The organism is Streptomyces sp. NPDC059740, from assembly GCF_042733155.1.
GTDB lineage: Bacteria > Actinomycetota > Actinomycetes > Streptomycetales > Streptomycetaceae > Streptomyces.
The window spans coordinates 217,771-231,839 of the sequence record NZ_JBHWGP010000007.1; the positions used below are offsets into that span (position 1 = coordinate 217,771).

General features: G+C 73.7%; 10 protein-coding genes. 6 read left to right on the top strand and 4 right to left on the bottom strand.

Annotated features, from left to right (window positions below; translation table 11 throughout):
- Nucleotides 1-15: 15 nt before the first annotated feature.
- From ACFV3R_RS12110 to ACFV3R_RS12120, 3 genes are all read left to right on the top strand, one after another.
- Nucleotides 16-1,791: an amino acid adenylation domain-containing protein gene (locus ACFV3R_RS12110; protein ID WP_385579689.1), complete on the top strand. Its 1,776-nt coding sequence runs from the start codon at nt 16-18 to the stop codon at nt 1,789-1,791.
- On the top strand, nt 1,788-4,553 hold the full coding sequence (acnA, locus tag ACFV3R_RS12115; RefSeq protein WP_385579692.1) for an aconitate hydratase AcnA: 2,766 nt from the start codon (nt 1,788-1,790) through the stop codon (nt 4,551-4,553). The genes ACFV3R_RS12110 and acnA overlap by 4 nt, the downstream gene beginning before the upstream one ends.
- Before the next feature lie 116 nt (nt 4,554-4,669).
- On the top strand, nt 4,670-5,452 hold the full coding sequence (locus ACFV3R_RS12120; RefSeq protein ID WP_385579695.1) for a class I SAM-dependent methyltransferase: 783 nt from the start codon (nt 4,670-4,672) through the stop codon (nt 5,450-5,452).
- A 151-nt stretch (nt 5,453-5,603) separates the two neighbouring features.
- Here ACFV3R_RS12120 and ACFV3R_RS12125 read toward each other — a convergent pair whose 3' ends face one another.
- From ACFV3R_RS12125 to ACFV3R_RS12135, 3 genes are all read right to left on the bottom strand, one after another.
- A complete protein-coding gene (locus ACFV3R_RS12125) occupies nt 5,604-6,740 on the bottom strand; it encodes a DUF4185 domain-containing protein (RefSeq protein ID WP_385579698.1) in 1,137 nt (378 codons plus the stop codon).
- Nucleotides 6,741-7,103: 363 nt separating this feature from the next.
- Nucleotides 7,104-7,484, bottom strand: coding sequence for a VOC family protein (locus tag ACFV3R_RS12130; RefSeq protein WP_385579701.1), 381 nt, complete (start codon nt 7,482-7,484; stop codon nt 7,104-7,106).
- 261 nt (nt 7,485-7,745) lie between these two features.
- The gene (locus ACFV3R_RS12135) at nt 7,746-8,681 is read right to left on the bottom strand and encodes a MurR/RpiR family transcriptional regulator (RefSeq protein WP_385579705.1); all 936 of its coding nucleotides are present in this window, start codon (nt 8,679-8,681) and stop codon (nt 7,746-7,748) included.
- Between the two features lie 191 nt (nt 8,682-8,872).
- Here ACFV3R_RS12135 and ACFV3R_RS12140 point away from each other — a divergent pair, with 191 nt between their 5' ends.
- The gene (locus ACFV3R_RS12140) at nt 8,873-10,285 is read left to right on the top strand and encodes an MFS transporter (RefSeq protein ID WP_385579709.1); all 1,413 of its coding nucleotides are present in this window, start codon (nt 8,873-8,875) and stop codon (nt 10,283-10,285) included.
- Nucleotides 10,282-11,523 (top strand): amidohydrolase family protein, encoded by a 1,242-nt coding sequence (locus ACFV3R_RS12145; protein WP_385579712.1) that lies wholly within the window; start codon nt 10,282-10,284, stop codon nt 11,521-11,523. Before ACFV3R_RS12140 ends, ACFV3R_RS12145 begins: the two co-directional genes overlap by 4 nt.
- Nucleotides 11,524-11,619: 96 nt before the next feature.
- On the opposite strand, the gene ACFV3R_RS12150 is transcribed toward ACFV3R_RS12145, so the two are convergent.
- Nucleotides 11,620-12,357 (bottom strand): TetR/AcrR family transcriptional regulator, encoded by a 738-nt coding sequence (locus ACFV3R_RS12150; RefSeq protein ID WP_385579715.1) that lies wholly within the window; start codon nt 12,355-12,357, stop codon nt 11,620-11,622.
- 56 nt (nt 12,358-12,413) lie between these two features.
- Between ACFV3R_RS12150 and ACFV3R_RS12155 the strand changes: the two genes are divergently transcribed.
- On the top strand, nt 12,414-13,988 hold the full coding sequence (locus ACFV3R_RS12155; protein ID WP_385579718.1) for an FAD-dependent monooxygenase: 1,575 nt from the start codon (nt 12,414-12,416) through the stop codon (nt 13,986-13,988).
- Nucleotides 13,989-14,069 lie beyond the last annotated feature (81 nt).

Genomic DNA, 14,069 nt, shown 5'->3' on the forward strand with positions numbered 1-14,069 from the left:
GGAGGAGGTCACGTCGTGTCGGAACTGGCGACCGTCTCGGGGGTGGTGGCGAGCGTGCTCGGCCTCGACCGGGTCCGCCCCGAGGACTGCTTCGGGGAGCTGGGCGGCACCTCCCTCCAAGCGGTACGCGTCTGCGCACGGCTCCGCCGTGAACTGGGCGTGCGGGTGGACCCCGGCCTGCTGCAGGGCAGCGCCAGCACCCGGGAGTTCGCCGCCTCGGTGGCCGCCCTGCGCCGCGACGCCACCCGGTCGGGCGACCTGCCGGCCGCCGGGACGGTCCATGCGGCGGTGGCCCGGCAGGCCCGCCTGCGCCCCGCGGCCCCGGCGCTGCGGCACGCCGCAACTCTCGTCACCTACGCGGAGTTGGACGCCGCGGCGGACTGCTGGGCCGCCGCCCTCCAGCGCCGTGGTGTCGGGCCGGGCACCCGGGTACCGGTCATGCTGCCGCGCTCCCCGGAACTGGTGGCGGTGCTCCTGGCCGTCCTCAAGTGCGGTGCGGCCTACGCGGCCGTGGACCACCGGTGGCCGGCCGGGCGGGTGCGCGCCGTCGTGGCGGCGCTTGCTGCGCCGGTGCAGGTCACCGACGGGCCGGGGGTGGGCACGGCGCCGGTGTGGAGCCCCGGCAGAGGCGGGGTGCGGGCCGCCGCCGCGGCGGGCGGTGCCCCCGCGCCGGTGGCCGTGACCGGCACCGACCCGGCCACGGTCTTCTTCACCTCCGGGACCACCGGTGAGCCCAAGGGTGTTCTGTCCCCGCACCGTGCGACGCTGCGGCTCTTCGGCGGCAGGACCTTCGCCGACTTCGGCCCGGGCCGGGTGATGGCCCAGGCCGCGCCGGTCGCCTGGGACGCCTTCAGCCTCGAACTGTGGGGGATGCTCACCACCGGTGGCAGCTGCGTCATCAGCGAGGGGGACGTCCTCTTCCCCCAGGACCTGCGGCGACTGGTCCGCGAGACCGGCGTGGACACGGTGTGGCTCACCGCCTCGCTGTTCAACCTCTTCGTGGACGAGGACCTCGCGTGCTTCACCGGGCTGCGCCAGGTGATGACCGGCGGCGAACGGCTCTCGCCCACCCACGTGGCGGCCTTCCTCGACCATCATCCGCAGGTGGCTCTGGTCAACGGCTACGGACCGGTGGAGAGCTGCGTGTTCGTCTCCACCCGCAGAGTGCGCCGGGCCGACTGCGAGCTGCCCGACGGCGTCCCCATCGGCTCGGCGGTGCCGGGTACCGAGGTGCACCTGCTGGACGGGGAAGAGGTGGTGGCCGAGGGGGAGGCGGGTGAGATCTGTGTCGCCGGGGACGGCCTGGCCCTCGGCTACCTCGGGGCGCCGCAGGCCACCGCCGAGAAGTTCGTCACCGTACCGGTCTCGGGGACGCCGACCCGGCTGTACCGCACCGGTGACCTGGCCCGGCGCGACGACGCGGGTGTCCTGCACTTCCTCGGCCGCGCCGACCGGCAACTGAAGATCTCGGGCTACCGGGTGGAGCCGTCCGAGATCGAGGCGGTCGCCGCCCGGCTGCCCGGGGTGCGGCAGTGCGCGGTCGTCCCGGTGAGGTCGGCGGGCGGGGCCGTGGAGCAGCTCGCCCTGTTCTACACGTCCGACGGTGACGGCACCGACCCCGAGACTCTCCGGCGGCAACTGGCCGCGACGCTGCCCCACTACATGGTCCCGGCCACCGTCCGGCACACCGCCTCCTTCCCCACCACCGACCACGGCAAGCTGGACCGTGCCGCCCTGCTCGCCACGCCACCCCCGGCACCCACCCGACCCGAGGAGGGCACCACACCATGACGACGAGCGGCCCGGCGACACCCCGCGTCCCCCCTCCGGACACCCCGCCGACGCCCACCGCTGCGGCCCGGCAGACCGCGGCGTCCACCCGGGCGCCGGTGCCCCTGGGCGGGGCGGGCAGCGCGCTGCTGCGCCATCCGGTGCCCGAAGCGGCGGCCGCGGCGGGTGTCGACCTGGCCCGGGTCCCTTACACCGCCCGCATCCTGCTGGAGAACGCCCTGCACGCGGTGGCCTGCGGCCAGGCGGGGCCGGAGCTGGTGGACGCGGTGACGACGTGGTCGGTCACCGGCCGGGCCGAGGCGGACCTGCCCTTCCTGCCCCATCGTGTGGTGCTCCAGGACTTCTCGGGTGTCCCGGTGGTACTCGACCTGGCCGCCCTGCGCACGGCCGCGGTCCGCCGCGGCCTGCCACCGCAGAGCGTGCAGCCGGTGCTCCCCGCCGACCTCGTGGTCGACCACTCCGTGCGGGTGGACGCCGCAGGTACCGCGGAGGCGCTGCGGATCAACGCCGGCCAGGAGTACGCCCGCAACGGCGAGCGCTACGCCTTGCTGCGCTGGGCCGAACAGGCCTTCCCGGCGCTGCGGGTGGTGCCGCCGGGCACCGGGATCATCCACCAGGTCAACCTGGAGCGGCTGGCTCCGGTGGTGGCGGTGACCGACGCGCCGGGGGGCGGCCGGCTGGCCCGGCCCGACACCGTGCTGGGCACCGACTCCCACACCCCCATGATCGGCGGGCTGGGAGTGCTCGGCTGGGGGGTGGGCGGGATAGAGGCGACGTCCGTGCTGCTCGGCGAGCCCGTGTTGATGCGCCCACCGCGCGTGGTGGGCGTGCGGGTGACCGGCGCCCCCGCACCCGGCACCACCGCCACCGACCTGGTGCTCGCCCTGACCAGGCGACTGCGCCGGCTCGGGGTGGTCGGCGCCATCCTGGAGTTCCACGGGCCGGGGGTGGCCCGGCTGAGCGTCCCGGACCGGGCGACGCTGGCCAACATGGCGCCCGACTACGGCGCCACCACCTCCATCTTCCCCGTGGACGAGGAGACGCTCCGCTTCCTGCGGGCCACCGGACGGCCCGTGGCGCAGGTGGAACTCGTCGAGCGGTACTGCAGGGCCCAGGGCCTCTTCCGCCCAGGCGCCGACGACGACGGGCCGGCGTACGCGGAGCAGGTGGAGTTCGACCTGGGGCGCGTCGAGCCGGGCGTGGCCGGACCGCGGCGGCCGGACCAGTGGCTGCCGCTGCGGGCGGTCCCGGGCAGCCTCCCGGCGTCCCCCGGCCGTGAACCGGGGCGCCCCGCACCCTCACCGACCGGCGCTGCGGGGCGCGGCGGTCCGCTGCCGGACGGTGCGGTGGTGATCGCCGCGCTGACGAGTTGCACCAACACCTCGCACCCCGGTTCCATGATCGCCGCCGGGCTGGTCGCCCGCCGCGCGGTGCAGCGGGGGCTCACGGTGCCCTCCTGGGTCAAGACCAGTCTGGCGCCCGGCAGTCGTACCGTCCCCGCCTACCTCGACCGGGCGGGCCTGCTGGCTCCCCTCGAGAAGCTCGGTTTCCACCCGGTGGCCTTCGGCTGCACCACCTGTCACGGGATGAGCGGGCCGCTCACCGAGGAGGCGGCCCGCGCGGTCACCGAGGACGGTCTGACCGGCGTGGCGGTCCTCAGCGGCAACCGCAATTTCGAGGGGCGCATCCATCCCCAGGTGGGCGCCGCCTACCTGGCCTCCCCGGCCCTGGTCGTGTGCTACGCGCTGGCGGGCACGGCCGGCCGGGACCTGACGACCGAACCGGTGGCCACCGCACCGGACGGCCGCCCGGTCATGCTCGCGGACCTGTGGCCCGCCCCGGAGGAGATCGAGGAGGCGGTCCGCACCGCGGTGACCCCTGACCTGTTCGAGGACGCCTACGGTGACCTGACCGCCGGTGACGAACGCTGGCGGGCCCTCGACGCGCCGCAGGGCCTGCAGTACCCGTGGACCACCACCTCCGACTACCTCCTGGAGCCCCCCTTCCTCGGCCCGGACCGCCCGGCCCCCGTCGGGGACAGCGTGACCGGTGCCCGCATCCTGGCGCTGCTGGGGGACGCCGTCTCCACGGACCACATCTCCCCGGTGGGCGCCATCCCCCCGGACGGTGACGCCGGGCGGTACCTGCGCGACCTCGGCGTCCCCGAGAGCAGGTTCAACAGTTTTGGTGCGCGGCGCGGCAACCACGAGGTGATGGTGCGGGGGGCGTTCGCCAGTCCCCGTCTGCGCAACGCCGCCGCCGGCGGGCGCGAGGGACCGTGGGCACGTCACCTGCCCAGCGGCGAGGTGGCCTCGCTCCACTCCGTCGCGGAGCGGTACCGGGCCGAGGGCGTGCCGCTGGTGGTGGTCGCCGGCCGCGAGTACGGATGCGGCAGCGCCCGGGACTGGGCCGCCAAGGGCACCGCCCTGCTGGGCGTCCGCGCGGTCCTCGCCGAGAGCTTCGAGCGGATCCACCGCAGCAACCTGGTGGGGATGGGGGTGTTGCCGCTGGTCCTGCCCGCCGGGGCTGACGCGGACCGTCTCGGCCTGGACGGTTCGGAGGAGATCGACCTGCTGGGCCTGGACCTCCTGCGCCCTCGGGGACCGGTGGCGGTGCGGGTCCGGCGCCCGGACGGCCCGGCCGTGGAGTTCGAGGCGACGGCAGCGGTGGAGACCGACCGCGAGGTGGCCTACGTGCGGTCCGGAGGCATTCTGCCGTTCGTCGCCGAACGGCTCGACTCCCCTGCTCCGCAGGTTGGGTGAGGCACCGTCATCCACTAGGTTTCGAAGATCCGCACGGGACCGGCCGCCCCGGTTCCGTGCGCGCCGGCGCCGCACCCGCGGCACCCGTTCGTCGCCCCCTTTCCTGGAGACGCCGCATGACGCAGCAGTTCGACCCCGACTTCGGGCTCACCGCACAGGACTACAGCCGCCACCGCGCCGGGTTCCCGCCGCGGCTGGTCGAACGTCTCACCGCCGCCGGACTCACCTTGTCCGAGCGCGACGTACTGGACGTCGGTACCGGCACCGGCAGCCTGGCGCGGCTGTGTGCGCAGGCCGGCGCCCGCGTGACGGGGCTCGATCCGGCCGCGTCCCTGCTGGAGCAGGCCGCCGAACTGGACCGTGAGGCCGGCGTGAAGGTCGACTACCGGGTGGCGACGGCTGAGGAGACCGGCCTGCCCGACGCCTCGTTCGACGTCGTGACGGCCGGCCAGTGCTGGCACTGGTTCGACGCGCCGAAGGCCGCCGCCGAGGTCCGGCGGCTGCTGCGGCCCACCGGGGTGGTGGTCATCGCCCACTTCGACTGGCTTCCCCTGCCGGGCAACCTGGTCGCCGCCACCGAGGAGCTGATCACCTCCTACAACCCGGAGTGGACCATGGGCGGCGGCACGGGCCTGTACCCGCGCTGGCTCACCGACCTGGCCACGGCGGGCTTCGGCGGCATCGAGACCTTCTCCTTCGACCTGGACGTCCCCTACACCCCCGAGGCGTGGGTGGGCCGTATCCGGGCCAGCGCGGGGGTGGGGGCCAGCCTGCCGCCGGAGCAGGTGGCCCGCTTCACCGACGACCTCACCCGGGTCCTCGCCGACCGCTTCCCCGGTGAGGTCCTCGCCGTCCCCCACCGCACCTGGGCCGTCACGGCCACCGCACCGACCCGGTAACACGGGCCGCCGGCACCCCGGCCCCGGTGCGGCGGAGGTGCGTGAGGCACCTGTCCGCGCCCCTCCGCCGCACCGGGCGGGCGGCTCCTCCGTCCCGGCCGGGCAGGCCGGGCGCGCCGCCCGGGGAACGCCGCCGGGCCGGGGCCCTGCCTCAGGACAGCATGTTGACCTTGTACTGCATGAACCGGTAGTTCCTCGCGTCGTACCACTGGCTGACGACGATGTGGAAGTTGCCGAACGTCGAGCCGGGGACGACGAATCCGCCGTACGGGCTGGCGACCAGGTTGGCCACCTCCTGGCCCGGCGCGCAGGGCAGGATCATCGTCTGCTCCAGCGTCCTGGTCAGGTCCGAGGTGGGGAGCGCGAAGACCATCGCCCGGATCGACAGCGCGTTCATGTTCAGCCAGGTCAGGACGTACTTGCCGTCCATGGCGCGGAAGCAGATCTCGCCCCACTTGCGGATGCCGAAGACGGTCGTCGGAGGCGCGCCCCACCGCCAGGCCCCGTCGGCGTAACCCCACGGCTCGTAGGCGTCGGCATTGCCGAGGCTCTCCTTGCGCACCCGGTGCAGCAGCATTCCGGAGTCGGCGCCGCGGTTGAAGACCGTGGACAGGACGTAGCAGTAACCGTCGTCGGCCACCGCGTAGGTCTTCTGCTGGAACTGGCCGCCGTGCAGGTCACCCGGCCACTGGCACAGGTACTCCCAGGTCTCGCCGTTGTCGGTGGAGCGCCAGAAGTCGGTGTGGTGGGTGTCGTAGATGACGCCTCGCATGAGGTGCATGTACATGACGCCGTCGACGACGAAGACGTCGGAGGGAATCGCGGTGGTGGCCTTGTCGCCGACCGGGTTGTGCGGCTCATCGACGAGGCTGTTGGCGTGCCCACCGCCGACACTGCCGTCGATGCGCAGGTTGTTCGGGTCCGAACTGCTGGAACGCAGCCCGACCGGGGCGCGCCAGTCGTCAGCGGGCTCGCCCGGCTGCGGTACGTGGTCGCCGTTGAAGGTGTCGCCGCCCACGAACAGCATGGTGCCGTCGGGGCACCGCACGGGGATGCCGAGGTCGGTCCAGGGGGAGGCGAAGGGGCCCGTCTCGGCCGGGCCGCTCAGGTTCTTGACCTTGACCGCCAGCGTGGGGCTGGTCGGGTCGTTCGGTCCGCCGGCCGCCGCCACCCCGGCGCCGGAGGCGACGCCGCCCGCCCCCAGGGCGACGCCGATGCCGATCCTGAGGAGTTGACGGCGGGAGTGCCCGCCGCCCCTCGCGTCGTTCTCGTCCGATGCACGTGTCATTGCGTCGACACCTTCCAGAGTCGGCTCAGCTGTCCAGGACGTCCCTCGGTGCCGCGGTCCTTCTCGAGGGCCGTGGACAGGATGCCGTTCCCGCGGCGGGTCGCGCAGGAAGTTCTGGAATTTTTTCCAGATTCGCTGCCACGCATCCAGCGCACGCAGGGGCCCGCAAGGAGGCGGCCGCCCGCTCACGCGGGTCAGCGGGACAGACGGAAGGGCGCCGTGACCGCGGAGATCTTCGGCAGGGGCCGGCCGCAGCGTCACCTCAGACGCAGGGCGGTGCGGTTGCGGAGCAGCCGGTGCCGGAGATGGCGGTCGGACGGAAGCAGAGCGCGGGCGGCGGACCGGCAGCGGGGACGTTCTTCCTCAACTGCTCGGTGCGCGGCTCAGGTCGACGACGCAGAAGACGTTGCCGTCGGGGTCCGCGAGGACGACGAAGTCCGGGTCGGCCGGGTAGAGGTCCCAGTCCGGCCTCGTCGCACCGAGCGTGAGCAGGCGTTCGACCTCGACGTCCTGCTCGGCCGTCGTCTCCACGAACAGGTCGAGGTGGACGCGGGGGCGGGGTTCGACCGGTGACCGGCTGCGCATGAGCCCGAGCACGCGGTCGGAGCCGTCCTTCCGGCACAGCGTCCGCCAGTCCTCGCTCCGCCACTCCTCGGCGACGGTCAGGTCCAGTGCTGCTGCCCAGAACTCGGCAGCGCGGGCGACGTCCGAAACACCGATCACGGGGACACCAAGGGTGAGCATGCCCTGATGCTAGTGCGGTGACCGCACGGGTTCGCCGGGTCGGGGGACTGCGTCGTCGGGGTGCGTGGGTTGATGTCGAAGTGATACCCGACCGCCGCGGCGAGGCTCGGTGGCGCAACCGGTCAGGGAGGTCAGAAGCTCCTGCGGATCGTACGGTGGGCAGCACGAGCGCGGTGCGTTACCGGCGGGCGAGGATGCTGCCGGCCTCGGCCCGGCAGGCCGCGCGTCCTCGGGCCCCGGTCGGCCTCCGAGGGTGACTGTTCAGCGGCCGGGCTCGGCGCTCCGTGGCGCCCGGGGGACATGGAGGACGTCGAAGCGGTCCCACAACTCCTCGGCGCGGCGCAGACTGTCGCCGGTCCGGGCCGGGTCCAGTGCGGCGAGCCGGGCACACAGCGCCTGGGCGACTGCGACAGCCGCGGTGAGTGCCGGGAAGAACGCGGCGCCTTCCGCGGGGACGACGAGCACGTGGTGCGCGGCTTCGGCGAGCGGGGTGCTGGCGGAGTCGGTGAGGGCGCACACGGTGGCCCCGCGCTCCCGCGCCACCTGGGCCGAGCGGACCGTCCTGGCGTACAGCCGCCACAGGCTGACCGCGACGACGGTGTCCTGCGGGCCGACGCCCGAGAGCGCGTTGAGGAGGTCGGACTTGCTGTGGCCGCCGAGGAGTTCGACCGGGTAGCCGGCCAGTTGGGCGTTGTGGGCCAGGGCGAGGCCGATCGCGGCATAGCTGCCCTCGGCGATGACGAGGGTGCGCGGACTGCCGGCGATCGCCGCCACCACCTGCTCCACGGCCTCGGGCCGGAGGTGACGGCCGGCCAGGGCGACCGACTCCACGTCCCGCCGCAGCGAGTCGGCGAAGGCGCCCCGCCGGTCCGGGCCGCCGTGCTCGGCGGCGATCTCCGGCACGCTCAGCGAACTGAGGTAGCGGGCGCGCAACTCGGTTTGCAGGGCGGGCCAGCCGGAGAACCCGAGTGACTGCGCGGCACGGGTCACGGTGGCCATGTTCACGCCGGCTGCGTTCGCGATCTGCTGGGCGGGACCGTAGGTGCTCATCCGCGGCTGGGTGGTCAGAACCTCCAGGACGGCACGGGCCTTGGGGCTCAGCGAGACCGCGGAGGCCCGCTCGTTCAGCCACTCCCCCACGACCTCCGAGGCCGGGTGCGCGGCATCGCGCCTGACCGTCTCCTCGGGTTCGGCCACCGCCCCCTCACCTCCTGATCGCCCGTACGCTCCCCCGGCGCACCGCATCGCACTGCATCGTACGACGCCGGGTCGACCACGTCGGGCGGCCGAGAGCAACTTAGCAAGATTCATTGCGCATCCGAAGGCATGCAAACTATCTTGCAACCGCCCTCGGGGCACCCCCTCCCCTCGTGTCGAGAGGCGCGCTGATGAACCTTCTCGCGAGACTGGACAGGCTCCCCCTGTCCTCACCCCACTACCTGCTGCTCCTGCTCGGCGGCCTCGGTTACACCTTCGACGGCATGGACGCCGCGGTGGTCTCCTTCCTGATGCCGAGCACGCAGGCCCTGTGGCACCTGACCGACGGGCAGCTCGGCATGCTGGGTTCCGCCAGTGCCGTCGGCTACCTCCTGGCCGCGGGCTTCACCGGCGTACTCGCCGACCGCGTCGGTCGCCGCCGGGTGATGATGTACGCCCTGGTCTGTTACGCCTTCTTCTCCGTCGTGGCCGCGCTCGCCCCGGACTTCGGCACCTTCCTGGGTGCCCGGGTGCTGGCGGGTGCGGGCGCGGGTGCGGAGAGCGTGGTGATCGCACCGTTCCTCTCGGAGTTCGTGCCCCCGGCGCGACGCGGCTGGTTCGTCGGGACGCTCGCCGGTTTCTTCTCCTTCGGCTTCGTCGGTGCCGCGTTCCTCGGCCGGTTCGTGGTGGTCCAGCCGGACGGCTGGCGTTGGGCCCAGGTGATCACCGCAGCGCCGATCCTGCTGCTGCTGTGGTGGCGTCGCACCCTGCCGGAGTCGCCGCGCTTCCTGCTCGCCGCCGGCCGGGAGGCGGAGGCCGAACGGGTCGTGGCGGATCTGGAGCGCCGGGTCGAGGCCTCGACCGGACGGCCGCTACCGCCGGTCCCCGAGCAAGCTGCCGTCGCCCCCGCCGCGGAGCAGCCCCCGCTCGGCCCCGGCGCCGCCCTGCGCCACCTGTGGTCCCGCCCGATGGCGCGCCGGACCGCCACCACCTGGCTCATCTGGTTCGTCATCACCTTCGCGTACTACGGCTTCTTCTCCTGGATCCCCACGCTCCTGGTCCAGCAGGGCATCACCGTGACCCGGAGCTTCAGCTTCTCGATCGTCATCTACCTGGCCCAGATCCCCGGATACTTCTCCGCCGCCTGGCTGTGCGAACGGATCGACCGCAAGAACACCATCGCGGTCTACCTGGCAGGCTCCGCAGCTGCCGCCTACTGGCTCAGCCAGACGCACACCCCGACCGCCATCACCCTGGCGGGAGCCGTCCTCTCCTTCTTCCTCAACGGGACCTACGCCGGCGTCTACTCCTACACGCCGGAGGTCTTCCCGACCTTCATCCGCGCCACCGGCACCGGCTACGCCAGCGGCTTCGGCCGGATCGGGAGCATCACCGCACCGTTGATCATCGGTGCCCTCGCCACCTCCCTCGGCTTCGCCGGGGTTTTCGGGCTCACCACCGCCGTCCTGGCGGCCGGCGTCGTCGGCACCCTCGTCTTCGCCCTCCCCACGGCCAACCGCTCGCTGGAGGCGCTGGCCGGACGGCCACCCGCCGGAGCGGACCGGACCGACCGCCCCACCGACCAAGGAGCTCTCCACCCGTGACCACCACTCCCGCCCCCGCCCTGCTGCTCCGGAACGCCCGTTTCCTGGACGTGGAGTCCGGCCGGTACACCGAGGGCGAGCTGCTCGCCGCGGACGGCCGGATAGCCGAGACGGGCACCCGCCTCACAGCTCCCGCCGACACCGAAGTCCGCGACCTGCGGGGCGGGTTCGTTCTGCCCGGACTGGTCGACGCACACGTCCACGTCACCGCGATCACCGCCCATCTGGCCTCCCTCGCCACCACCTCGCCGCTCTACGTCGGCGCCTACGCGGCGCAGATCATGGGCGGCATGCTCGACCGCGGCTTCACCACCGTCCGCGACATGGCGGGCGCCGACTACGGACTCGCGGCCGCGCAGGCCGAGGGTGCGATCCGTGGCCCCCGACTGGCCTTCGGCGGCCGGGCCCTGTCGCAGACCGGTGGCCACGGGGACAACCGGGGGCCCGGTGCCCACCTGCGCGACGACCACCCCTGCTGCGGTGAACACAGCAGGATCGCCGACGGTGTCGACGCGGTCCGGGCCGCCGCGCGGGACGAACTGCGCAAGGGCAGCCACCACGTCAAGGTGATGGCCTCCGGCGGCGTCGCCTCCCCCACCGACCGGATCGACTCCACCCAGTACTCGATGGACGAACTGCGTGCCGTGGTCGAGGAGGCGACGGCGTTCAACCGGTACGTCGCCGCCCACGCCTACCACGCCCGCGCGGTCAACCGGGCGCTGGAGGCCGGCATCCGCTCCGTCGAGCACGGGAACCTGATCGACGACGACAGCGTCCGCCAGCTCGTCGAGCGGCAGGCGTTCCTCGTCCCCACCCTGGTCACCTACTGGGCCCTGCAGAAGGAGGGGCGGGAGTTCGGGCTGCCCGAGAACAGCTGGCGCAAGGTCGACGAGGTGCTGCACGCCGGCCTGGGCGCACTGGAACGCGCGGAGCGCGGCGGCGTGCGGATCGCCTACGGCACCGATTTGCTGGGCGGCATGCACCGTCACCAGAACGAGGAGTTCCGCATCCGCGCCGAGGTGCAGCGACCGCTGGCCCTGATCCGCTCGGCCACCTCCATCGCCGCACGACTGCTGGGGCAGGAGGGAGAGATCGGCACACTGGCGCCAGGCGCCCGGGCCGATCTGGTGGTGCTGGACGCCGATCCGCTCTCCGACGTGACCGTGCTGGCCGACCCCGACCGCCACATGCCCCTGGTGGTCCAGGACGGCCGGGTCGTGACCGACCGGAGCCGCTGAGCCGGCAGGACACCTGCGGGTGCCGGTGCGGACAAGCGGGGCTGCCCTGCCGCACCGGCACCCGGGCAGTGTCCGCGGTCGCCGCCGGGGGCCTGGTCAGGGGCGCCGGTCGGCCAGTTGTGTGGCGAGGCCGTCGAGCAGCCAGTCGAGGATGCGCTCGAAGGACTGGGGCGCCGGTGCGTGCCGTCCGGGGTCGGCGGCCCAGCGGCTGAAGTGCGGGTGGCCGCCTTCCGCCGCGACCCGTTCGAGGTAGGGCGCCACGGCCGCCTCCAGGTCAGCGTCGCTGCTCATGCCGGAGCGGGCCCGCATGGCCTGTTCCTCCAGGAGTGCGAGCCCGGAACCCAGGACGTGGCCGAGCACCGTGCTGACGAAGCCCATGCGGTCCGCGGCGCTCAGGTCGAGCGGTTCGAGTTCGGCGAGCGCACTGTCGTACATGCGCAGGGCGTGGGGCCCGAGCGGGGGCCGGCTGAAGGCGAGCCGGGCGAACCAGGGATGCTGCCGGACCGCTTCCCAGCCGGTGCGGCCCAGCTCGCCGAGCGCTGCCCGCCAGCCGTTGCCGCGCTCCACCCGGATCAGCCCGTAGACCTCGTCAGCCATCAGGTCGGCGAGGCCGTCCTTGCTGCCCACGTAGCGGTACAGCGCCATCGGGCTGCGCACGCCCAACCGCGCCGCCAGCGCACGCATGGTGATCTCACCGGTCGGCTCGCGGTCGGCCAGTTCCACCGCGGCGGCCACGATCCGCTTCCGGCTCAGCTGCTCGGTGGCGCGCGGCGCCGCGGGCTCGTCGAACCACACGAGTCCGCCGGACCGGGTCGGGTTGTCGGAGGTAGGCATGGTGGCTGAACCCTACGGCGTGTACGTTGTACACCATGAATGTACGACGTACACCAATGACGGAGGTCCTGGTCGTGGGCGGTGGCCTGGTGGGCCTGACGGCTGCGCTGGTCTGCCGTCACCACGGGCTGGCGGTCACCCTCGTCGAGAAGCGGGACGCCACCTCACCCCAGCCCAAGGCACGGCGTCTCCACATGCGCAGCATGGAGGTCTTCCGCGAGCTCGGCCTGGCCGGGAAGGTGCACGAGGCGGCCCGCGACCTGGCCGGCCACGACCACATGGCCACCGGCCGCACGCTCGCCGAGGCCGAACGCCTCCCGCTGTGGCAGCCGTCCGGCCCGGCCGGGGCCGGGCTCGAGGTGAGCCCGGAACTGCCGTGCCTGATCGCGCAGGACGGCCTTGAGCCGGTACTGCGCGCCGCCGCGGTCGCCGCGGGCGCCACGGTGCGGTTCGCCACCGAACTCACCGGCTTCGAGCAGCTCCCGGACGCGGCCGGGACGCAGCGGGACGGCGTCCTCGCCACACTGCTGGACCGGACGGACGGCCGCCGGGAACGACTGCTCTGCCAGTACCTGGTGGCGGCGGACGGTGCCCGCAGCCCGGTGCGCGAGGCCCTGGGCATCGGCCGGTCGGGGCGCGGGGCGGTCGGGGAGCCGAGCACCAGCGTCTACTTCGAAGCCGACCTCGCCGAGGTCGTACGGGGCCGGGAGTTCAACATCTGCCAGATCGAACACCCCCGCATGCCCGGCGGCCTTGTCTCGGTGGACGGCCGGCGCCGGTGGGTGTTCATGGCCCAGGGCGGCGCCACCGATCGCGACTGGCCCCGCCTGCTGCGCACCGCGCTCGGTGTCCCCGCACCGGACCTGCAGGTGCTCAGTGTGCTGCCGTGGCAGGCCGAGATGCGCGTCGCCGACCACTACTCACTCGGCCGGGTCCACCTGGCCGGCGACGCCGCACACGTCATGCCGCCGTTCGCCGCGAGCGGCGCCAACACCGGCATAGCCGACGTGCACAACCTGGGGTGGAAGCTCGCCGCCGTGTTGCACGGGCAGGCCGCGCCGGCCCTGCTGGACAGTTACGACGCCGAGCGCCGCGCGGCGGGGTGGTTCGCCGCCGACCAGTCGAGCCGCCGCACCCAGGCGCTGCGTGACCGTCTCACCGCACCCGACCCGACGCTCGCCCACCCCTACGTGCTGGCCGCCGGCGGCTTCCAGTACCCGGCCGGGGCGCTCGCCCCCGGCCCGGCGGACCTTGCGGACCCGGAGCCCGTCACCGAGTTCGACCCGGCCGGACGCGTCGGCACCCGCCTGCCCCACCGCTGGCTCGACGTGCCGCGCACCCGCTCCACCCTCGACCTGGCCGGTCCCCACTGGGCCCTGCTGGCCGGCCCCGCCGCCCGCGTCCCGGACTCCGCCGACCCGCCGGTGCCGCGCACGCCGCTCCCCGTCCACCGGGTGGAGACCGGCTTCCTGGCCGTTGACGGGCTGATGCTGGTGCGGCCCGACCAGGTGGTCGCCTGGCGCGGCAGCGACCCGGCCATGGCAACCGCCGCCCTGGCCGGCCTGCTGACCGGCTCCGGGCCCCTCGCGGACGCCGTGCCGCAGAGCGGAACCCCTGCCCCTACTTCTTGACGCCACGCGCCCACTCGCGCAACGTGAAGAAACCCGTCACCGGGTTGAGCAACCCGGCCGGCGGGCGGTGTCCCGGGGGCG

Bases quoted from the DNA above. Each gene is read 5' to 3' on its own strand.
- ACFV3R_RS12155 (WP_385579718.1), top strand. From the start codon at position 12,414: ATGACGGAGGTCCTGGTCGTGGGCGGTGGCCTGGTGGGCCTGACGGCT.
- ACFV3R_RS12130 (WP_385579701.1), bottom strand. From the start codon at position 7,484: ATGCTCACCCTTGGTGTCCCCGTGATCGGTGTTTCGGACGTCGCCCGC.
- ACFV3R_RS12150 (WP_385579715.1), bottom strand. From the start codon at position 12,357: ATGCCTACCTCCGACAACCCGACCCGGTCCGGCGGACTCGTGTGGTTC.
- ACFV3R_RS12125 (WP_385579698.1), bottom strand. From the start codon at position 6,740: ATGACACGTGCATCGGACGAGAACGACGCGAGGGGCGGCGGGCACTCC.
- ACFV3R_RS12120 (WP_385579695.1), top strand. From the start codon at position 4,670: ATGACGCAGCAGTTCGACCCCGACTTCGGGCTCACCGCACAGGACTAC.
- ACFV3R_RS12140 (WP_385579709.1), top strand. From the start codon at position 8,873: ATGAACCTTCTCGCGAGACTGGACAGGCTCCCCCTGTCCTCACCCCAC.
- acnA (WP_385579692.1), top strand. From the start codon at position 1,788: ATGACGACGAGCGGCCCGGCGACACCCCGCGTCCCCCCTCCGGACACC.